This is a genomic window from Vibrio sp. 1069 (genome assembly GCF_033340555.1).
Genome location: NZ_JAWOWP010000015.1, coordinates 55,751 through 77,371, shown reverse-complemented (window position 1 = coordinate 77,371; position 21,621 = coordinate 55,751). Strand labels below are relative to the sequence as shown.

Below are 21,621 nucleotides of genomic sequence, written 5' to 3'. Positions count from 1 at the left end.
TTGACATCTTTTTCACGTCCTTAGTGAATAATGTTCGGTTAAGACGAAGTCTTATTTTCGAACACCTGCCCACTTGGAGAGAAATACATGAAACGCGTACTTTTAGTCGAAGATAATCGAGAAATTGCAGGCATGCTGTTCGATTATTTTGAGTGTGCAGGTATGGAACTCGATTATGCAGACAACGGCGAACTCGGCCTGAAACTAGCGATGGAAAACACCTTCGACATCATCTTGCTCGATCTCATGCTGCCACGCATGGATGGCCTGACCATGTGTAATAAACTTCGCGACGCGGGCAACAACACACCGGTACTTATGCTGACGGCGCTCGATAGCCGTGACGATATGCTCAAAGGCTTCCAACACGGTGCGGATGACTATCTGACCAAACCTTTCGATCTGGATATTCTTGAAGCGCGCATGATGGCACTGATCCGCCGTTACCGTGGCACTGTCGCATCGAGCAAGTTGGAATACGGTGAAGTGTCTATCGACCAAAAAACGCGTAAAGCTTATCGCCAAGATAAACTGTTGGCGCTAAACCCTACCACTTACACCATTCTGGAAATGCTTGTGAAAAGCGCGCCAGACGTAGTGACACGCGAAGAAATTGCCTTCCAACTTTGGCAAGAGAACGAGCCGAACAACGACGTTCTGCGCAGCCACATTTACCAACTTCGCAACCAACTTGATAAGCCATTTGAACAACATGTGCTTATCACCGTGCCGAAAGTTGGCTTCCGCTTGGAGACAGGTGCATGATCAATCGCTTACTTGCTAGCACGCAAAGCACACAAAGTATGACAGGGCGACTCGCTCTGTTTTTCTCTTTTGTGTCGGTCGTGATTGGCATCTTCTGCTTTTTGTTGATTACCGGCTCCCTGCTTTGGTCTGAAGACCGCGTGGGCGAGCGTCGTATTATGGTCGACAAAAAAGAAGCAATTGAACATTTCCAGTCCCACCCAGAGCAAGGCAGTATTCAACTTGACCTGCTCACCACTGCATACAACGACATCTCATTGGTTGCCGAGCGCTATCAAAAATACCTGATTGGTCAAAAGCACTTTCTTGATGAAGTAGAAGACGGTGAATACTCGCGCATGGTTTACATGAGCACTTACACCTACAAAGGCGTTGAACATCCCGTTATTCTGGTTTCCTTGATTGATGAAATCGAGATCACCTCAGAGGAATTCATTCTCGTCGTCGCTATGGTGCTGTCCATTGTCGCCGTGCTGGTGTTCCTGTTTGGTAGCCTCCTGCTGCGCTTATCACAACGCTTGATTGAACCCGTCAATGCGCTTAAAACTCAACTCGACCATCATCAAGGCGATGCTACGCAAACTTTTAGCGTGCCAGAGGGCTCGGCCAAAGAGTTCCAAACCCTCGCGGATGAGTTGAATGAGTATCGCCACAAAATCAACCAAGTCATCAAGCGTGAGCAAGCCTTTGCACGATACGCAAGCCATGAACTGCGTACACCGTTAACCGTAATGAAAGGCTCAAGCAGTTTACTGGCAAGAAGTGCGAACACGGATTTCCAGACCCGCCAGGTGAACCGAATTCAAGATGCAACGCAGCAGATGTCGACTATGGTGGATGCCCTACTCGGCTTAGTGCGTTACGAGCGTAATGCAGATGATTCACCAGTGCGCAGCATCACCGAAGAAGAACTCATCCAAATCATCTTCCAAAGCCAAGCTCAGGCGGATGAGAAAGCACTCAGCTTTGATGTACAGATCGACGGCAACCCTAGAACGCGCGCGACCAATGCCGTGTTGACCATTATTCTTGGCAACCTGATTCGCAACGGCATCGCCGCGACACCATCGGGATCAATTCATATCAGCATCGGGGAAAACACCATCTCGGTACGTGATGAAGGCGAAGGCTTTTCGACCATTCCACATTCTGATGGGCACGGATTGGGTTTGATGATTGTGGATGATTTATGCCAGCGTTATGGCTGGCAATTTAAGATTGGTACACATCCAGAAGGTGGTTGTGAGGCGGTGATTAATCTTGCGTCAGAGCATCAAGAGGCTTGATCAGAGTAACTTCCTCAGCGCCTAATTCAATTGAGAGGTATCTACTTTGCTAAGTATCAAACGAGCAATTCGATACCTCTTTTTAATTTCGATTGAATGAAATCTTATGCTGCAAGCGCTGCTAGTCGATTGAATGCTTGCGATGCCGATTCCGACGCCTCACACACAGAAAACATATCTTCGATAAAGTACTTCAACGCTCTAGATTCAATGGTTCGGATTGCCGCTTGCTGTTCGTCCGATAAGTAACCGTAAATGCTCGCCGCACCAAAATCGCCGAAGATCATCTCACCTTGCTCATTAACCAAAGTATTGTGCGCATACAAATCGCCATGGCACACCTTGTTGTCGTGCAGGTGATTAAACACGTCCACCATCTGCTCAACAATGGAATTGACTTGCTCGACCGTCAACGTAAAACCTTGTGGGAATGTATCTCGGGTGCAAGTTTCCAACGTTGGTGGCAAACCCAAGTTGTAGTAACAGTTTGGGATCAGCTCCATCACCAAAGCAAGCTCATTACCGTCATCCACTTGCGCGATGGATTTCACCAAGTTGTTGTGATGCCCGGCTTGCAAACATGCTTCAAGTTCATCATGTGGGTAGCCGTCGCTGGTCACTTCGCCCTTGAACACTTTCACCGCCACTTCATTCGGGAAGTCGTATTGAGCGTCAGTCCAGTTAGCATGAGAAATCACACCACTCGCACCTTGGCCAAGAACATGATTAAGCGAGTAACTGTTTGTCGTCACTTTCGGCACACTGTCTAACGAAGATGGGTGTTTGCAGAATGGGTTACCTGCGAAAGCAAACCATGCCAATTTAGGCAGCTTCATCAACACATCCGGGAAGTGCTCTAACTGGTTCGCAGATAAACGAATCAATTCTAAATTGACCAAGTTTTCCATGCTGTTTGGCAGTTGTTTGATGCGATTGCCCGCCAATGCAAGCTTTCTTAGGCGTGGTCTTTCACCCAGACTGTTTGGCAGAACTTCAATCTCGTTGTCGGTCAGAATCAACCAACGTAACTGAGTTGGTAGTGAGGCTTCACTCACCACTTTAATCTTGTTGGTTTTAAACCCAACCATCTCAAGGTTTGGCAATTTACCCAAGACCTCTGGCAGATGGGTGAACTGGTTGTTGGAAGCAAAGATGATTTTTAGCTTGGTCAACTGTTCCAACTCTGGTGGTAAATCTGACAGTGCGTTACCAGACAAATCTAACACTTCAAGCGTTTCTGCAAGCTCTAAAATTTCCATAGGAAACTCAGTTAGCCCTTCTGCCAACTTCAGTTGTTTCGTTCCTACTAATTGTCCTGTTTTTAATTGTTCTAGAGTTTGCAAAACCAAGCCTTCTGATTGAGTTGAAATAAGCGGCGTAGTTTACGTGGCTTGAAGCAGAAAGGCGAGCCATTGCATTACAGCCCCAGTAAAAGCGCGTCAAAACATCAGGAATAACCGAAATGGTTGTACTGAAACACAGACTTTTTATCTGGGTTTAATGGCGTTACACTACGCGCCCTTTTTAAATGGCAAAGGTGACACGGTTTATTCCGTCAGCATCGACATGAAACTCTCAGAAAGTCCTATCACCCAACATAGCTTTAATGGGCACAAATTTTTCCTTAAACGTGACGACATGCTCCACTCCCACTTTTCTGGGAACAAAGCACGTAAGTTTATGACGTTAATGGAAGAGCACAATCCCGACATCACCACGTTAATAAGCTTTGGCTCCGCTCAATCTAATGCCATGTACTCGCTAGCGGCTCTCGCCCAGATTAAAGATTGGGCATTTGAGTTTTATGTTCATCACATTCCATCTTGGCTAAAAAGCTCCCCCATCGGAAACTATCGCGGCGCTCTCGATTTGGGTATGAAAATCACCGCCATGCAAGACATCGGTAGCGAACTCCACCCTAGTGAGTACATCCACCAGGTACGAAGATTAGATGAATCGACATTGCTTATTCCAGAAGGTGGACGTTCCCACCTCGCTGAAGCTGGCATCAAACAGTTAGCACGAGAAATTCTTGATTGGACGCGATTGAGAGGTAAAGAGCAGTTTGCGGTCGCCCTGCCATCAGGCACTGGCACGACGTCTTTATATCTTCATAAACATTTAAGTCCACACGGCATTGAAGTGCTAACTTGCCCTTGCGTAGGCGATGCAGATTACTTAACTGAGCAGTTCAACCAGCTCGGTGAAAACAGCCACCCAACCATTTTAACTATCCGCAACAAACACCATTTTGGTCGCTTGTACGAAGAAGATTACATCACATGGAAAGCACTCTTTGAGCAAACCGACCTCGAATTTGACCTGTTATACGACCCGTATATGTGGCAATGCCTCACCCCTTGGTTGGAAGAGAACACAGATAAAATGGTGATTTATATTCACCAAGGCGGGTTACTTGGCAACGAGTCGATGTTGCCAAGATATCAACGAGAATTTGAATAGCGTGTTCAGATAAAGTTGTTGTTGATTCCAGTGATTACTCTATTTGATGAGCGCCAGAATTTCTTTGAATTCAGGTGCTCGGCAATCTTCGACCATTTCATACAAACACATTTCTAGCCCAGTGAGCACCACACCGTTAGCGGTTAACTTCGCAAGAGCGAGCGCTTTATTGGCAGCGGTTCGGGAAGATACACAATCCGTGACTAATTCAACGCGATAACCGGACTGGCGCAGAGAAACCGCGGTTTGATAGACGCAAATGTGGGATTCAATACCGCAAACCAACCAGGTATCAACTTTCGCGTTCTCCACCGCGACCTTAAACGTCGCCTCTTTGCAACCATCAAACGTGTACTTGGTAATAGGTAAATGCGTGCTTTCAAGCACTTCACGAATCGGCTCCGCGGTTGGGCCCAACCTTTCTCGATTCTGTTCTAGCCACAGAATAGGCAAATCTAGTGCTTTGGCACCCTTTACCAGTTTCGTGATATTTTCAATCAGTGCGTCGCTTTCATGCATTAATGTAGCGAGTTTGCCCTGAACATCCACCACAATCAGGCCCGTGTTTCCTTTCGATAACATTTCCATCTCCTATCTTGTGCGACCACAAACCATACTCAACAAGTTGAGCAACAGTTAATGTATCAGAACCCTTTCATGTTAGAGCAATAAAACCTAGAAAGATGACCTTCGCTCACACATTTGCCCTTAGGTAAGTGTGGTTTGAACTGACTATTTAAATTTCTCTCGAATTAGCTCAATCAAGGCTTTGACTTTATTGGGCAGAAATAAGGCCGAGGGATAAATCAGAGTAAGATGCTGCTTCGGATGCGCGAATTGAGGCAGCACCTCGACCAACAAACCGTCTCTCAGTGCAGGCTTGGAATGAATTTGTGGAATAAACGCGATGCCGTTTCCTGCTATCGCCATCGAGCGCAGCAAGTTGAGGTCGTCCGAGCGCAACGCCACATGCAGATCTGAATCGAGCAAATCAGCATTGTAACGATTAGTTAAAAGGCGATGCTGCTTAAGATCTTCCACCGTTTTTACTGGCGGATGCGATTCTAGATAGGCTTTTGACGCAACAAAGTGACTACGATAAGGCAAAAGACTGAACTGCACATAGCTGTCATCGGTGACTTTGACCACGCTCGGAAGAAGCTGCAAATCAAACGATTGACGCTTGAGATCGACACTCTCTTGATGGTTTTCAATCTCGACCGAAATATCCGGATACCGCGTTGTGTACTCGGTGATGATCGCGTTAAACGCGGCAGAGCTCATCAATGCGGAAGGAATGGCTAAACGCACCTTGCCCGTCAGCTCTTGTTGATATTCGTGCATGGCATTTAAACCTTGCTGAATATGGTCAATAGGCTGCCCCACCAACTCAAACAAGCGTTTCCCGTGCTCCGTCAACTCAATGCTGCGTGTTGTGCGGATCAAAAGCTGTACCCCGAGCGATTTCTCTAATTCTTGCAGACGACGACTCACTTTTGAGCGTTGTAGTTGATTCGCCTCTGCCGCTGCACTTATACCGCCGTGAACCACCGTCTGAGTGAATAGGTAAATATCATCAAAATTAACGTTCATTGTCCTATTTTTAGGTCATTTATGTTCGTATTATCATTCTACTGAATTGTGAGTGACTTCTCTATAATCCGCTATCCAATATGTTTAATGGAACTTGTAATGACGGCTGACCAAAAATTCAAACACTGGATGCGAACTTTGATTGTCCTGTTCATCGTACTATTTTTGTACATTATCATTGCTGACCGCCACGCCCCCTTAACGACCGAAGGACGAGTGCAAGGATACGTTGTCCAAGTCGCACCCGAGGTATCTGGTAAAGTGACCGACGTTCTCATCGAGAATAACCAGTCCGTTCAAAAAGGCGATGTGTTGTTTACGATTGATGATCGTAAATACAAGATAGCACTTGAACAGGCGGAGCTGTCTCTGCAATCCGCTTATGAAAAAGAAGCAACACTGTATTCTCAACGCGAAGCCGCTCTTGCCAATATTGCCCGCGCACAAGCGACATTTGATAATGCACACCGCGAATACAACCGCTTACTGACGTTATCGAAGCAGAAAGTCATCTCTCAATCGACACTCGATAATGCCTTTGCCCAAAATCAGGTATCACGTGCAGCGCTTAAAGCGGAACGACAAAACTTAAAAGTCATTGAGGCGCAATTAGGCGATCAAAAAGGTCAAAGCACCGCCGTTCGAATTGCCAAAAACGGCATCGAAAAGGCGCAACTTGATTTGGCAAATACCGCGGTACTCGCTCCCAGTGATGGTGTCGTGACCAACCTGCAACTAGAAGTTGGCACGATGGCAAACACCAACATGCCATTGCTGACATTTGTACCAACAGGATCACTCTGGGTAGCCGCTGATTTTCGTGAAAAATCCGTCGCGAACGTAGACAAGACTTTCCACGCCTTGGTCACATTTGATGCCAACCCGGGTTCGGTGTACGACTTTGATTTAGCTAGCCGCGATTACGGTGTAGCAGCCGCACAACAAACGCCTAATGGCGCACTAACCAAAGTGGAAGTGAACAACCGCTGGGTACGTGATGCGCAGCGTACACGAGTGAACCTAACCAGCAGCGAAGAGTTACCACCAGCACTGTTTGTCGGCTCTCGCGCTACCATTGTTTTGTACCCAGACAACAGCATTTTCTGGCAGTTGATGGCGCAAGCACAGATTCACCTCGCAAGCTGGTTCCACTTCATTTACTAGGCGGCGACAATGAAAACCTTACGAATTTGGTTCGGCTGCTCTTTAGGGCTCGCGCTAAGCATGATCTTCGGTTGGTCTTACGGATTTTTTGCCATCATGATGCCGCTGTTTATATTGGGCAGAATGGACCACTTTAACCTAGCGGCTTTATTGATCGTGTTTTTCTCTGCGGTGTGGACAACCATACAAGCCACATTTTTACTGGAATACTTGCAGTTTCATCCAACATTAATGAACGTAGCCGTTGGAATCATGATGCTGTTCAAGTGCATTGCAATGATGAACCAGAAAACCTATTTGTTTGGTTACATGGGGCTGTTGGTGGGTTCAATTGTGTTGAATTTTGCCAGCTATAACTTCATGGATATTGAAGAGTTCAACGTCAACATGTGGGTGATGGCGTTCAGCAATATTTTTGTTTGCGCATTCGCGTATTGGTTGTTCCCGGAGCCAAAATCCTCCGCCGAACACATTGAGATATCGACCCCCGTGAAAAGCGATATTGACTACATCAGCCAAGTTGCCATGGGTTGGGTAGTGGCGATGGCGGCATTTATCGTATTCCAAGTAGCAGACTTATATGACTCGCTATCCGCACAAGCTTCCATTTTGATCATCCTAACCCCAATGACTTTAGCGGGCTCGCTCGCCATGGCAAAAATTCGCATCATCGGCACCGCACTAGGCTGCATCGCAGGGATGGCTGTTCAGCTCATATTGGGCAGTTGGTATGGGCATGGGCTACTCTTTTGGCTCGCCTTTACCATTGCGATGGGGCCATTCTGCTTGTGGCTCACCAAGGGGCAAATTAAAGCGGCTATCGCGTTTTCTGCCATGTCTGCCCTATCGGTTCCGCTGACGACCTCATTGGTGCCAGAACAAAAAGACGCGTTCTTTTCGATCTTGTACCGTTTCAGCTCGATTTTCGTTGCTGTTCTGCTCACCGCGATGGTGATGTGGGTGGTGCATCACTGGATTCGTGTGATATTGCTAAAGCATCCTGAGATGAAGAACGTGGAGTTGAATTAAGCCTTGGCAGAGGCTGGAAACGGGAAATGTATGTCGCTCACTTTACTGTGAGCGGCATTTTTATTTAAAACGGTCACCCTGAACATTGAGGAACGAGCGTGGTTCAGGATCTACTCACCGAGTGCTGTAAAGTTCTAAGGTTATCGCCATTTTCCAGTGAGTTGTTAGTAGATTCCTAGTCTCGTCTAGACTCGCTGGAATGACCAAAATTTGAATACAAGCCAAATAGTTGGGTATGTGAGTAACGTATCTTCCAACATCCGTCATCCTGAACAGCGAGGGACGAAGTGATTCAGAATCTACTAATCACGTGCTTTGAAGTGCGAAAGTTCTCGTCATTTACCAGCGAGCTGTTATCAGATTCCTAGTCTCGTTTAAACTCGCTGGAATGACGCTATCTTGAAACTGCTCTAATAACTAGGGTTGTGGCGAGCAATATATCTTCCAATATCCGTCATCCTGAACAACGAGGGACGAGGTGATTCAGGAGCTACCCACCGAGTGCTTTGAAGTGCGAAAGTTATCGTCATTTCCTAGCGAGCTGTAATCAGATTCCTAGTCTCGTCTAGACTCGCTGGAATGACCCTATCTTGGAGCAGATCCAATACCTAGGGTTGTGGCGAGCAATGTATCTTCCAACATCCGTCATCCTGAACAGCGAGGGACGAGCGTGATTCAGGATCTACCCACCGAGTGCTTTGAAGTGCGGAAGTTATCGCTATTTCCTAGCGAGCAGTAAACCGATTCCTAGTCTCATTTAAACTCGCTAGAATGACCCTCTCTTGGAGCAGATCCAATACCTAGGGTTGTGGCGAGCAATGTATCTTCCAACATCCGTCATCCTGAACAGCGAGGGACGAGCGTGATTCAGGATCTACCCACCGAGTGCTTTGAAGTGCGGAAGTTATCGCTATTTCCTAGCGAGCAGTAAACCGACTCCTAGTCTCATTTAAACTCGCTAGAATGACCCTAATTTTAGTTCATGGTGCGGAGCCTAAGTATTAACATCAACCCACCAACTCTTTACGAATGATCTCCGCACCCGCACTTAACGCATTGAGCTTAGCGGTCGATACTTCAAGAGACAAAGGCGCCATACCACAGTTGGTACATGGGTAAAGCTTGTCGGCATCAACGTATTTCAATGCCTCTCGCAGTGTATTCGCCACTTCTTCTGGCGTTTCAATTTCGTTGGTTGCAACGTCAATCGCACCAACCATCACTTTCTTACCGCGAATCAACTCAAGTAACTCAATAGGCACTCGTGAGTTATGACACTCAAGCGAGATAATATCGATATTTGACTGCTGCAATTTAGGGAATACTTCTTCGTATTGTCGCCATTCAGTGCCTAGCGTTTGCTTCCAATCCGTGTTCGCTTTGATGCCGTAGCCATAGCAGATGTGCACTGCAGTTTCACATTTCAGCCCTTCAATCGCACGCTCTAAACACGCAATGCCCCATTCGTTCACATCATCGAAAAACACATTGAACGCAGGTTCATCGAATTGAATAATGTCGACACCCGCCGCTTCAAGCTCTTTCGCTTCTTGGTTGAGGATCTTTGCAAATTCCCAAGCCAGCTTTTCACGGCTACCGTAATGATCATCATAAAGTGTGTCGATCATCGTCATAGGGCCTGGCAGCGCCCACTTGATAGGTTGCTTAGTTTGCTGACGCAAGAACTTGGCATCTTCAACAAACACGGGCTTTGTGCGGCTTACTGGGCCAACCACCGTCGGAACACTTGCTTCATAACGGTTGCGAATGGTCACCGTTTTACGGTTTTCAAAATCTACGCCGCTTAAATGCTCAATAAAGGTCGTCACAAAATGTTGCCGAGTTTGCTCTCCATCACTGACGATATCAACGCCTGCCAATTCTTGCTCTTGCAAAGCGACGCGTAGCGCATCACGTTTGCCATCAATCAGTTCTTCACCTTGCAGTTTCCACGGTGACCAAAGTTTTTCTGGTTCGGCCAGCCAAGAAGGTTTCGGTAAACTGCCAGCCGTTGAAGTCGGTAATAGTGTTTTCATCGTCATTCCTTTCTAGATTCTCGTTGTCGATTACGCGTAGTTTGCAGACCATTGTTCAAGCACAGATTGATAAGGTTTGATGAAATGCTCCTCGGCAAATTTTCCTTGTTCAATCGCCAGTTGGCTGCGCTCTTCTCGGTCGTAAACGATTTGAGTTAGCGAGTGGTCTAGGTTTTTTAGGTTTGGCTGGTAGCAATTACCGGCAACCGCGTTGGCATTGTAAATCTCAGGTCGGTAAATCTTCTGGAATGTCTCCATCGTGCTAATCGTGCTGATAAGCTCTAGGTTTGAATAATCGTTCAACAAGTCACCGAAGAAGTAAAATGCCAACGGTGCAACGCTGTTTGGCGGCATAAAGTAGCGCACCTGTAAGCCCATCTTCTTGAAGTACTGCTCCGTCAACGAAGATTCGTTCGGCTGATATTCAAAGCCCAAAACAGGATGTTGGTTTTCGGTGCGTCGGTATACCTTGTTGTCCGATACACTCAGACAAATCACCGGCAGCTTTTTGAAATGCTGTTTGTAAGACTCAGAATTAACGAAAGCTTTGAACAGTTTGCCATGCAAATCACCGAAGTTCGCTGGGATGCTGAACTGTGGCTGGTTTTTGTTGTGGTCCAACAGCAAAACGCTAAAGTCGTAATCACGCACGTATGAAGAGAAGTTGTTGCCCACAATGCCTTCAATGCGCTCGTTAGTGTTGTGGTCAACAATGTTGGTTTTGAGCACTTCAATCGATGGGAAGGCTTCTCCACTACCTTGGATATCCATATCAACGGAGATGATTTCAAGTTCAACGGAGTAGCGGTCACCTTGCGCGTTATCCCAATATGCCAACGCATTAAAACGATTGTCGATCATTCGGAGCGCATTGCGCAGATTCTCTCGGCGGTAGTTTCCGCGAGCCAGATTAGCAAAGTTGGTAGTGATTCGCGTGTTGTCTGATGGTTGGTAATTCTCATCAAAGCGAATGCTTTTGATAGCAAATGTGAAATCGTTATTCATCGTGAGTTGGTATCCTATTTCCTTAGATAAAGCAGACTTTTCCTAACTCTGTGCATGGGGACATTTTTTGTTTTTTGGTTTTCCCAATCGTTAGGTTGCACAGCACTTACGACGAACGGTTCGTACAAAAAATGACCGTCGCAGTGCCTAACACCAGAGCAGTCCTTTTTTATACTTGCTTCACGAGTTGAGTAATATTGGTATTGTTTCACATTGAACATGAAGGAAATTCATAGTGGGAGTTCCAACCCTGAGAGAGCTATCGTAGATACTGTTTTTCATTGACACCAATACACGTAACTTGGCGAGCATATTGCCAATATGTGTAATTAAGAAACGGATAAGAGATTAGCAGTACGTAAACCAGTTTTAAGCCGAGAAAACGCATTGTATAAACAATACGCCAACTGGAATATAGGACAGCGTAACTTAAATAGCACTTTTCACACTCCATCGTTTATTCAAGCATTCGTTTAATTAGAAGTACGTTACATTTTATATTCTCGAAACATGATTATTTAATAATCTTATTTATTTCTTTTTCTATCTTTACCATCTTAAACGTAAAGTTTAATTTCCTGCTGTAAAAGCACATATAACTTCATACACGAACATGGCAACTTCATTGACGGACTTTATCACTCAACTATTACATTAAGCTCTAAAAAAATAATAACAAAAAACATAAACCACTGTTTTAATTTGAATTAAATCCATAAACCCGAGATAACCACATAACGATACTTTACTTAATTTGGTATAACAAAAACCCTAAAAATAACATGGCTAACATTTATAAAATTCACTTTTATCAATAGAAAACCTCAACACAACATTAGAAAATTAAAATTAAGCAATAACTTAAAAAGACAAGACTTAATAACCAAATTCTTATTTATTATAGTTGAGTGGTGAATTTAAAAACTATGAGACATTAATCCCACGAATCTATCCTTTTTCTTTTTTTAATAAAAAACAAGATGCACTATTTCACCGCTCATTTATTGAGCTTGAATTTATAACCTGTCCATAATTATAAAGTGCCCATCAAGATGGTTTAAAACAAAAGTCTTTATGGGCTGACTAATAGGAAAAAATAATGGAAAAACAGCATCTTTCTGCGAGTATTATCGCACTCGCTTTACTTGGTTCTTTAGCACCAGCACATGCTGAAGATACATTGAAATCTTACACTTCGACGTTGCTTCAGCTTGATGATGGTGATGCTCGCTCGAAAAAAATCCGCTTAATTTATTCTTTAGAAAATGTCTGGAACCAATCTTTGCTACCAAATGGCGCTAAAGAAGCCAAGTTGATCCTAAATGGCGGTTCTGGCTTCGACATGACTAATGTTCCAAACAAAGAACAAATCTATGGTTTTGCTACTGGGGGAGATTACCGTTACACCGTTCCAACGGCTTTTAAGCTGGCACTGAGCTATTTAAATGGCGCCCCTTTACGCCACATGAGCCATGCTCCAGAAAACACCATTGCAACGGCATCTGTCAGTGAGTCGCTAGATTTTAACCTTGGATTCAGTGCTTCTACTTCTCCAAATATTAGTGGGGGAATCTCCTGGAGCAACCGTGTAACGTACGACCAGCCAGAGTTTCAAACGGTTGCCGATTTTAACCAAGCTAACGAAAGCATTAATTGGTTAATTGAAAACAAGACTATCCGCCATAATACGCCAGCTAAAGACTGGTTATTGTATCGTTGGACCAGTTGTGACATGGGTAATTTGATTGATTACAATGAGTTACCTGTCGTTATGCGTTCAGACTTTAAACCACAAGTCGGCGTCGTATATAGAAAAAATGACATTCAAGATGGCCTAGATACATCAGAGGTCAAGCTGGTTGCTGGTTGGCGAAAAACCAATTACTACTTTGGTCGCGACTGGTGTAGCTGGTATACCACTCCAGAAAATACCTGGAAGAAAAATCGTGATAGCAGTCAATGGACAGAGACTAGCCGAGCCGTAACTATCTCTTGGAATGACGATCTCTACCACTAACTTATTAGCCTGCGGCCACGGAATAAATAAGTGGCCGCTATATTTACTAATGAAATAAACGGTAAGACATGACACATGACAAGTAACAAAAAACTCTTGACTGGATCGGCGCTAGCACTTGGTGCAGTACTCGCCATATTTCTAATTAATTCAAATAACAAGAATGCCCAGACCGAACCTGTTGCAAGCCTTGATGAGCAAATCAAGACAGAAGACGCTGCGACAATAAGTGTAACGCCTCCTGAGAGCGATGCTGCTCAAGAGGTTGTTACCGCTCCAACACCACTAAGTCGCAATGATGATACTTCCGACGTCATTCCAGCTACACCTTGGATATCTGCCCCATTAAATGAACTGAGCAATGAACTGTACGATTTTATTGAAGCTGAACAGGTAAGTTACATCAGTACGACCGACTATCCATTCGACGAGAAAAAGCAAAAACAATTGCGAACATTAGCTAAGCAAGGGGGTCCTATCTTGTTTGACAATACGGAGTCATCCTATTTGGATAGCTACGGTGTCAGCGAAACCAAAGTCGTATCAGAGTATTTTGGTACGGCGTCTGAAGGTGATGTCATCATCGCTACCGGAGTACAGAATGCAGATGGCAGCATTCATTATCTAGTTTTGCCTTTGAAGAGCAAAGATCTCAACGATAACAGTAAATTGATTGAGGACACTAAGCTCGCAATCACTCTACTTAAAGAACAAAAGCATGACTTGATAAAAGAGAGACAAAGCGAACATCGCGAATAAAAGTAAAGGGAGATAGCCTCTGTATCGCTATTTCCCTTAAAACTCAGTTCTCAATTAAGAAAAGCTCATCTCTCCCTACTTACCGGCGCTCTATCCGAAATCACCTTGCCATCTTTGATCGTGATGATGCGTTTGGTGCGTTCTGCGAGGGCGTTATCGTGCGTCACGATGATCAATGTTCTGCCTTCGGCGTGGAGTTGGTTGAACAGAGCTTCGATCTCAGCACCAGATTTTGAATCGAGCGCGCCGGTTGGCTCGTCAGCTAGGATGATTTGAGGGTCGTTGACCAAGGCTCTTGCAATCGCAACTCTCTGCTTTTGACCACCAGAAAGCTGGGTTGGTTTATGGTCTAAACGATCCCCTAGCCCGACTTGCTCTAGCAATTTGGCGGCGCGCTGGCGACGTTCTTTGCCTTTGATGCCAGAGTAAACCAACGGCAGCGCCACGTTATCGAGCGCCGTCGCGTATTCCAATAAGTTAAAGCTTTGGAAGACAAACCCGATCTTTTGGTTACGAATGCCAGCTAGGTCATTCGCACTTAAACTTGCGACGTTTTGGCCGCCAAGTTGGTACTCGCCATCGGTGGGCTTATCTAAACAACCGAGCATGTTCATCAACGTTGATTTGCCTGAACCGGACGGGCCAAGAATCGAAAGAAACTCGCCTTGATTAATGGTTAAGTCAACGCCGTCTAGCGCGCGAACTTCCGCCTCCCCGCTTGAGTAATATTTGCAGATGTTGGTCAGCTCAACAAGCGGCTTCGACATGTTCTCTCCAGAGTTATTGTTGTTATTCACTTTGTAGCGCCTCCAACGGGCTGACTTTTGCGGCTCGGTTTGCAGGTAACCATGCCGAGGCCACACCAATGATCATTAAGGTGAGGATGACAATCGCGACAACGACCCACGACAACTCAGGGACAGGTTTACCCAATTGTTCATAAAAGGCATTGCCCTCTAAAGGAATGGAGCTGATGGCAGACACCAGCGCGTACGTCACGGCTAACCCAAGCGCGCCCCCCATCAACATTGTCAATAAAGACTGCACTAAATAGTGCATGCGAATGGCCGTTGGGGTTGCACCGACTGCCATGCGCACGCCGATATCACGCGTAGATCGCTTTACGGTGGCATACATCACATTGGCGATGCCAACGCCAGCAACAGCTAACGTCACGAAGCCGATAATGCCAAGAAAACTCTGCAAACCTATCAGGAACTGCTGCATACTCTTTTGCTTAAGGAACATATCATCGACTTGGACGATCTGCTCATCGCTGACACTTGCCCCGTGCTTACGGGCAATCACTTGCCTTATCGTCTTTGCTAAGGCTTCTCGGTCTACATTCGCTTGTGGCTGCACATTGATGCCACCAATTTCACCGTTGACATGAAATCGCTTCCACGTCGCTAACGGCACAAAGCTGGAATAGTTGATAAGATCCCCCAGCTCTATTTGAGCGCTGTTTTTCTCCAATACGCCCACAACGGTGAACTCCTCATTGCCGATTTTTACCTTTTTCCCCACAGGGTTGACTTGCAATGTGACTGTCGCAAACCAACTAAAGTCCTCATTCGGGTTGAATAAGTCGGCTGCCAGTTCATAACCCAGTACAACGACTTTGCGCGTCTCTTTTTGATCGAGTGGATTTAACCATCGCCCCCCCGCCATCGGCACCAAATTGGTCATGGATTGAAACTCGCTCGTGACCGCTAACGGCTCTTGCCATGAGTTTCTATCACCAACGGTGATGCGCTCTTTCCACTTCGCAGTTGGCGCAACACTTTTTACATCGGGTAACGCTCGAACGACCTCTGAATCGTCCATTTTTAATGTCAGAAATTTACCTTGGTGAAAAGCACCGTGGTCGACGGTGGCCATCCCTCCGGTCAAATAAATCAAGTTGCCGTTACCATTTTGTGCGGTTTTCAATACGCCCTGACGAATACCCTCACCTACCGCCAACATAGCAGCGATACAGAGGGTCGCCCACGCTACAGCCAGAATGGTCAAACCCAATCTCAGCTTTTCTGCAGCCATTTCTTGGAAAATTTGTCTCATCGGTAACAACATGACTAGGCCCTCGCACTCAAAGCAATGACTGGCGTGAGACGCGATGCTCGCCTTGCTGGGAAATACGATGCCATCAATGCCAAGATAAGCGTCACAAGTAAAGACCAAGCAATGGAATCTGGCGTGATCACAGGCAAACCAATCCATTCCGGTAATGCCATGCTGCTTAAGACAGATACCACGGCATACGAAAACATCAGACCTAATGCCGTGCCCACGGCTACCAAAATAAGCCCCTCAAGAATAAACTGACTGAGTATGGATTTTTGAGTCGCCCCGATCGCCAAACGCACACCGATTTCACGCGTGCGCTCCGTGACAGATAAAAACATGATGTTGGCAACGCCAAGCGCACCGACCGCCATGGTCATCGCGCCACTCGCTCCGAGAAAAATCTGAATGCCACGCAAAATTCCACTGATGACCGCCGCACCTTCACTAAAATCGGGTAATTCGACCGCATCTTTATCACTTGGGTCAAAATGAAGCTGCTTGGCGAAAAAGTTCACGATATTTTGTCGAAATGACGATGCATCCATCCCTTCTCTCGGCTTCATCAATACCATCCAAGGTTTCGCATCCCACAAATCGCGGTACGTTGTTTGAGGAATGAAAACCGTGCGGCTATCGCCGAATGAAATGCCAGTGTCCTCACCAACGGTTATCCCAATCACCAAAAACGGAATGCCGTTGACTTTGAGCCTATCCCCGATTTGGATTCCGCCCATTTGCGCAATTTGATCGCCTAACACTGCCACGCGAGTGTGGTTTTCCATATCACTTGGTGACAGGTTTCTCGAACCGGATTGCAGCTTGCGTTGCATTAAAGGAAAGTAAGACGTATCAATACCGCTGACCGTACTCGATAAGTTCTGTCCTTTGAGATTGGTGATATTCGCATCCCATTTGGCGTAAACGCTCGACGCCTGTTGCACGAAGCCCGACTGTTTGATCATGTCGACTTTTTCTTGTGGAATATCAATTTGTCGTCTTGAAGGTAACCCTTGCCACGGTTTACTGGTACTCGACGGAAACACCACTTGCACATTGTTGATCATAAAGGAAAACGACTGGGTCTGATGGCGATAAAAGCCTTCGCCAAGTGCGATTAACACCACCACAGAGATCACGCCCCAAGCAATCGCGATAATGGCCAGCACGCTCTTCATGCGGTGCGCCATCAACGTTTGCCAAGTTTGTTGCAATAGACTGCTCATGAATGAAAAGCTCGAGAGATCAACGCCATGGTATCGTCATCGAGTTTCCCTGCGGTTTCCAGTAAGCCGATTCTCTTACGCCAGTAGCTGTACAAGTTGGTTTGCAGACTGTTTTTCGCCTCAAACAAGCTGTTGTGTGCACTGATAACTTCCGACACTTCAAGCAGACCAGCGTCGTAAAGTTTCTCTTTGCTTTGCAACACTCTGGCGCGCGACTCAACCAGCTCGTTCGCTATCAAAACTTGATTCCAGTTGATATCGACCTGAGTAAACTGCTGAATAACTCGTTTCTGAATATCAATTTCCACTCTACGCATATCTTGCTTGGCGCTTAAAATGTTCAACGATGCTTCGTCCACTTTCGCTCGCACTGCACCATTGAGGTCAATCGGCAAACTCAAACTAATCCCAGCGTTAAACTCGCCGTTTGAACGATTGTCACCATCGCTGTAGCCCACACTGCCTTTGACGGTCGGGTAGTATCCACCTTTAGCTGAATCTTTCGCGAACTCGCTCGCTTTCACCATCTGCGCCGCCACCAACAGCTCTGGACTGCTGTCTTTCGCCAGTTTTAGCCATTGCTCCTGAGAGTCCACCAGCATCGGCGGCTGAATCAAAGAATCCGTTCGAATTTGGTCGACACTCTCCGGCATTTGATTGATTAACGCCGCAAGCTCTGCTTTTTTCACTTCGAGATCGGCTTTTGCATTGAGGATACTTGCTTGCTCAGAGACTTGATTCGCTCGCATCTCTTCAACATCAACCGACTTCACTTTGCCTGCTCGATAGCGTTTCTCAATGATGTTGAGAAGTTCCTTCCCCTCCTCCAGCTTGGACTGCGCCAATTTGAGGTCGCCCTGTGCGCTTGCCACATCTAGGTAAGCGGTGAGCAACTTCTGCGCAAGCTCGTTATGCGATTGAGATAGCTCTAACTGTGCTTTGAGATAATTGGCATTCGCTTGATCCAGTTCCGACCACAAACTGCTATCCCAAATAGTTTGAGATAAGGTAGCACCGTAACTGTTGGAATGGCTTGAGGACTCATTCCAATCCGCTGACGCACTAGCACTTAAACCCGGTAATAACGCACTGCGGCTACTCTGTACGCCAACCTCGCCAAGCTGGACGCCGATTTTCGCTTTTTCGTAATTTGGATCGTTCTGCTTTGCTTGTTGCCAAGCTTGTTCAATAGAAATTGCGTAGGTCGGCAAACTGAGCGTGGCAGCCAACAATGCAAAGGCGATTGTTGATCGTTGCAGCTTAACCATGCACCGCTCCCATCATACTGTTGTCGATAACCTCTTCATCAAGCTCCACGCCGTCAAGCACTTCGACATTGATGCCATCTGACAGACCGAGTTTCACAGGTTGTTTATGAAACCCTTGTTCTGAGCTATCGGGGATCAGAACATTCGGTGCGTCACCATCAAATTGCAGAGCGCGCTCCGGTAGCGTGAGCACGTTTTCAGAAGTCTTCAGAATGATTTGAGCCGTCGATGAAAAACCAGAACGAAGCAACACATCTTGTGGGATCTTGAGTTCTCCCACCTCAACCTCAAAACCGTTATCAAAACTTTTTGCCGAGGTATTGCCCTCTGGTGAGTTGAGGTTCTCAGATTGAATCGCCACTTTGGTTAGCACACCAGAAATCGCCACATCAGGATAAGGCGCAACCGTCAACATAACGGGCATTCCCGGAGACAACTGCGCAGCATCATGCTCACTGACGCTACCTTTAAAAATCAGACTGTTCATGTCGGCCAATGACATCATTTCAGTCGCGGCTTGGCTTGATTGAGTCGAAATGATCGGCTCTCCGACCTCAACTTTCTGGTTGAGTACCGTGCCATCAATTGGCGCGTAGATCGTCGACGTTAAACGCGCATCGCCGATCGACGCCTCACCACTGCGGATGAGTTCGAGATTCTGGCGCTTTTGCAATACGTCCGCTTGCGCAGATTTGACTGCCGAGCGCGCACTTACGTATTCGTCGTAGTTACTTGGAATAATATCCTGCTTGACCAAGCTTTCTAAGTTGGACATTTTTTGTTTGGCGGATTCCAGATCGGCTTCGCTACGCATGAGTTCTGCCGATGCATCCGTTAATGCTTGGGGGGTTGGGTTTGGACGCACTTTGATCAGCGGTTGGCCTTGCTTCACCTTTTCACCAACTTTCGCGTAAATTTCACCGACGATACCGTCGATTTGTGACTTGATAGACACGGAGTGTGCAGGGACAATTTTACCAACAGCCACCGCTTGTTTTTCAATCGTGCCTTTTTCCACAATCAATGTAGGCAGCAATTCTGGTTGAGCAGCAGATTGGAGATAGAAATACGTACCACCGCCGAGCAGCGCGAAGCTCACAGCGGAGACAAACCAACGTTTCGTCATTATTTATTCCAACAATTATTGGGTAGTCTAATGACTACTCCTAAAACACAAAGTTGAAGGAATAATATCCTGCTTTAATAGCGGTTTGGTTGTCACAGTTGGTATGGTTTTGTCAGTCGGCTCTGACAATCAAAAACTAAAGAATCATTCAGCAAAGACGTTGTCTACGATGGCGACTAACAAGCTCTGTAACCGCTCGTTTCAACCGCCACCCTTTTCATTCTGAACAATGTGCAAAATGGCGCTGATCTGTATCCAAGTGAGCAGCTGTTTCTTGAGCGTTTAATATGTTCTCTTGATTAGCCCCAAACTCAGCCCCCGTTCCAGGCCAATAATATGTATCTTTATCACGACATAGTGTGAGAATGACAGGATCATTGTGTATATTGGGCTCATCTCCTAGCTCGCCATACATACTGAAAGTAATCTCAGACCCAACGTCTCCACGAAGTTTCTGAATCACTTCTGCTTGAACTTTAAAGAGAACATCTTCCTCGTGTTCAGCAAACTTTTCAAAACCTGTAATTTTCACCACTGCAGAATAGGGCGTTTGAAATATCGCATCTTTGAGTACCTCATTCTGAGAGTACACTCCCTGTGAAGCACAAGCTGATAAGCTCACACAGCCTAGCAAACTTATAAATTTCTTCATATTTAACTTTCCGTTCCTGCTAAGACAGAGCCTTTTGTATATACAGGTAAAGTACCTTTTGTTTCATCGTAGTTACTCGGTACTACGAACTTGTCCCAGACATCAATAGAGTACTTTGCTATATTGACTTGGTTGCTTTGGTTTCCTCCTAACATGTACAAATGCCTACCATCAGGGCTCTTTCCCACGACAAAAGCAACATGCCCACCACCTTTTCTCGATTTAATCCCTAGAGCTCCATGTATAGGTTCTGAGATGTTTTTACCAAAACCCTTCCACTCCTTTGCTCGATAAGCTTCTTTTACTGGAGTGATTCCGTGTTGTTTAAAAACCCAAGCGGCAAACGAACCACACCAAGCATTTTGACCTCCAGAGTCATCAGTGCCCCAGAACTTAGATGCTGTAAAATACTCTAAAATCCTTGGATTGGCCTTAGTGCCTGAAACTTCTTTTTGTCCAATTTCTCCCAACGCTGTTTTCATCCAAGGTACTTTGGTTACTAGTTTTTGAGCATCATGAGGATCATTTTTCACTGAGCTATAGGATGGTAATCCATTGAGCTTACGATGAGTTCTACCATTTACATCGATCCGACCATCTGGCTTTACCATATAAAGTAGCTTACGCTGACACACTTTTATTGCCTCTACTGTTTTCGACAAATGAGGACTCCGCCCTAACGAGCCATCAACAACCAACAGTCGGGTAAAACCTATTCTCTTTTGGTTATCATTTAAAAATTGTTGAACTGCTTTAACATCATTTTTCGAATTAGTGCCATTTATACCAACAGAGCCCCGGATTTTTAATCCCATTCTCGTTACCTTTATAACTAATCATATAATTAAGAAAGTACGCTTTAGCGTGACAACAATAAAGATAAAATGTTGTTTTATACGATTAGCCATACGAGGGAAATTAGGTGTTGAAAATATAGATTACAAATAAACTCAGCTCATATCACTAAAAACATCTATTTAGCATCTTTTGGTCACGCTTCAAAACAGGACAGCCAGATGTTTTAAACCATGCGTATTAATAGACGAAAAATGTTTATAAGAGAACACTTAAATTAACATAGTGAAACTATCAATTACTATTTTAAATTTAAATAAAATTCCTTTTTAAGGTCAATCTATAATTAAATTTATTAAACTTTAATTTTTTA

Annotated in this window: 19 protein-coding genes; 7 read left to right on the top strand and 12 right to left on the bottom strand. The window is 45.6% G+C overall.

What is annotated here, in order from left to right; translation table 11 throughout:
- The first annotated feature begins 87 nt into the window (after positions 1-87).
- On the top strand, positions 88-765 hold the full coding sequence (locus R7040_RS19355) for a response regulator transcription factor (RefSeq protein WP_005389368.1): 678 nt from the start codon (positions 88-90) through the stop codon (positions 763-765).
- Complete coding sequence (locus tag R7040_RS19350) at positions 762-2,051, top strand: sensor histidine kinase (protein WP_213967568.1); 1,290 nt, start codon at positions 762-764, stop codon at positions 2,049-2,051. The genes R7040_RS19355 and R7040_RS19350 overlap by 4 nt, the downstream gene beginning before the upstream one ends.
- A 104-nt stretch (positions 2,052-2,155) precedes the next feature.
- Here R7040_RS19350 and R7040_RS19345 read toward each other — a convergent pair whose 3' ends face one another.
- Positions 2,156-3,394, bottom strand: coding sequence for a leucine-rich repeat-containing protein kinase family protein (locus R7040_RS19345; protein ID WP_064354152.1), 1,239 nt, complete (start codon positions 3,392-3,394; stop codon positions 2,156-2,158).
- A 223-nt stretch (positions 3,395-3,617) separates the two neighbouring features.
- Here R7040_RS19345 and R7040_RS19340 point away from each other — a divergent pair, with 223 nt between their 5' ends.
- Positions 3,618-4,514, top strand: a complete 897-nt coding sequence (locus R7040_RS19340) for a 1-aminocyclopropane-1-carboxylate deaminase/D-cysteine desulfhydrase (protein ID WP_064354217.1) — start codon at positions 3,618-3,620, stop codon at positions 4,512-4,514.
- Between the two features lie 39 nt (positions 4,515-4,553).
- Here R7040_RS19340 and R7040_RS19335 read toward each other — a convergent pair whose 3' ends face one another.
- Positions 4,554-5,096 (bottom strand): isochorismatase family protein, encoded by a 543-nt coding sequence (locus tag R7040_RS19335; protein WP_064354153.1) that lies wholly within the window; start codon positions 5,094-5,096, stop codon positions 4,554-4,556.
- A 150-nt stretch (positions 5,097-5,246) separates the two neighbouring features.
- Positions 5,247-6,107, bottom strand: a complete 861-nt coding sequence (locus R7040_RS19330; RefSeq protein WP_064354154.1) for a LysR family transcriptional regulator — start codon at positions 6,105-6,107, stop codon at positions 5,247-5,249.
- Positions 6,108-6,206: 99 nt separating this feature from the next.
- Between R7040_RS19330 and R7040_RS19325 the strand changes: the two genes are divergently transcribed.
- On the top strand, positions 6,207-7,271 hold the full coding sequence (locus R7040_RS19325; protein WP_005376744.1) for an HlyD family secretion protein: 1,065 nt from the start codon (positions 6,207-6,209) through the stop codon (positions 7,269-7,271).
- 9 nt (positions 7,272-7,280) lie between these two features.
- Positions 7,281-8,300 carry a DUF2955 domain-containing protein gene (locus R7040_RS19320; RefSeq protein WP_064354155.1) on the top strand — a complete coding sequence of 340 codons (1,020 nt, stop codon included), beginning with the start codon at positions 7,281-7,283 and terminating at the stop codon, positions 8,298-8,300.
- A 1,007-nt stretch (positions 8,301-9,307) separates the two neighbouring features.
- Here the strand turns inward: R7040_RS19320 and R7040_RS19315 are convergent.
- Positions 9,308-10,336, bottom strand: coding sequence for a methionine synthase (locus R7040_RS19315; RefSeq protein WP_017636058.1), 1,029 nt, complete (start codon positions 10,334-10,336; stop codon positions 9,308-9,310).
- A gap of 30 nt (positions 10,337-10,366) precedes the next feature.
- On the bottom strand, positions 10,367-11,341 hold the full coding sequence (locus R7040_RS19310) for a DUF1852 domain-containing protein (protein WP_017636059.1): 975 nt from the start codon (positions 11,339-11,341) through the stop codon (positions 10,367-10,369).
- 1,099 nt (positions 11,342-12,440) lie between these two features.
- Between R7040_RS19310 and R7040_RS19305 the strand changes: the two genes are divergently transcribed.
- Together R7040_RS19305 and R7040_RS19300 are read left to right on the top strand one after the other, a co-directional pair.
- A complete protein-coding gene (locus R7040_RS19305) occupies positions 12,441-13,358 on the top strand; it encodes a leukocidin family pore-forming toxin (protein ID WP_005376731.1) in 918 nt (305 codons plus the stop codon).
- Between the two features lie 75 nt (positions 13,359-13,433).
- Positions 13,434-14,117 (top strand): hypothetical protein, encoded by a 684-nt coding sequence (locus tag R7040_RS19300; protein WP_064354156.1) that lies wholly within the window; start codon positions 13,434-13,436, stop codon positions 14,115-14,117.
- Between the two features lie 65 nt (positions 14,118-14,182).
- On the opposite strand, the gene R7040_RS19295 is transcribed toward R7040_RS19300, so the two are convergent.
- The 7 genes from R7040_RS19295 to R7040_RS19265 all read right to left on the bottom strand — a co-directional run bounded on the left by R7040_RS19295 (position 14,183) and on the right by R7040_RS19265 (position 21,268).
- A complete protein-coding gene (locus R7040_RS19295; protein ID WP_141135643.1) occupies positions 14,183-14,884 on the bottom strand; it encodes an ABC transporter ATP-binding protein in 702 nt (233 codons plus the stop codon).
- Between the two features lie 22 nt (positions 14,885-14,906).
- Entirely contained in the window at positions 14,907-16,190 is a 1,284-nt protein-coding gene (locus tag R7040_RS19290; RefSeq protein WP_064354158.1) for an ABC transporter permease, read from the bottom strand.
- A gap of 2 nt (positions 16,191-16,192) precedes the next feature.
- On the bottom strand, positions 16,193-17,407 hold the full coding sequence (locus R7040_RS19285; protein ID WP_064354159.1) for an ABC transporter permease: 1,215 nt from the start codon (positions 17,405-17,407) through the stop codon (positions 16,193-16,195).
- On the bottom strand, positions 17,404-18,675 hold the full coding sequence (locus tag R7040_RS19280) for a TolC family protein (RefSeq protein ID WP_064354160.1): 1,272 nt from the start codon (positions 18,673-18,675) through the stop codon (positions 17,404-17,406). Before R7040_RS19280 ends, R7040_RS19285 begins: the two co-directional genes overlap by 4 nt.
- A complete protein-coding gene (locus R7040_RS19275; RefSeq protein WP_064354161.1) occupies positions 18,668-19,801 on the bottom strand; it encodes an efflux RND transporter periplasmic adaptor subunit in 1,134 nt (377 codons plus the stop codon). Before R7040_RS19275 ends, R7040_RS19280 begins: the two co-directional genes overlap by 8 nt.
- 217 nt (positions 19,802-20,018) lie before the next feature.
- Positions 20,019-20,453, bottom strand: coding sequence for a hypothetical protein (locus tag R7040_RS19270; protein ID WP_017821643.1), 435 nt, complete (start codon positions 20,451-20,453; stop codon positions 20,019-20,021).
- A gap of 2 nt (positions 20,454-20,455) precedes the next feature.
- The gene (locus tag R7040_RS19265) at positions 20,456-21,268 is read right to left on the bottom strand and encodes a TIGR02594 family protein (RefSeq protein ID WP_005385788.1); all 813 of its coding nucleotides are present in this window, start codon (positions 21,266-21,268) and stop codon (positions 20,456-20,458) included.
- Positions 21,269-21,621: the final 353 nt, after the last annotated feature.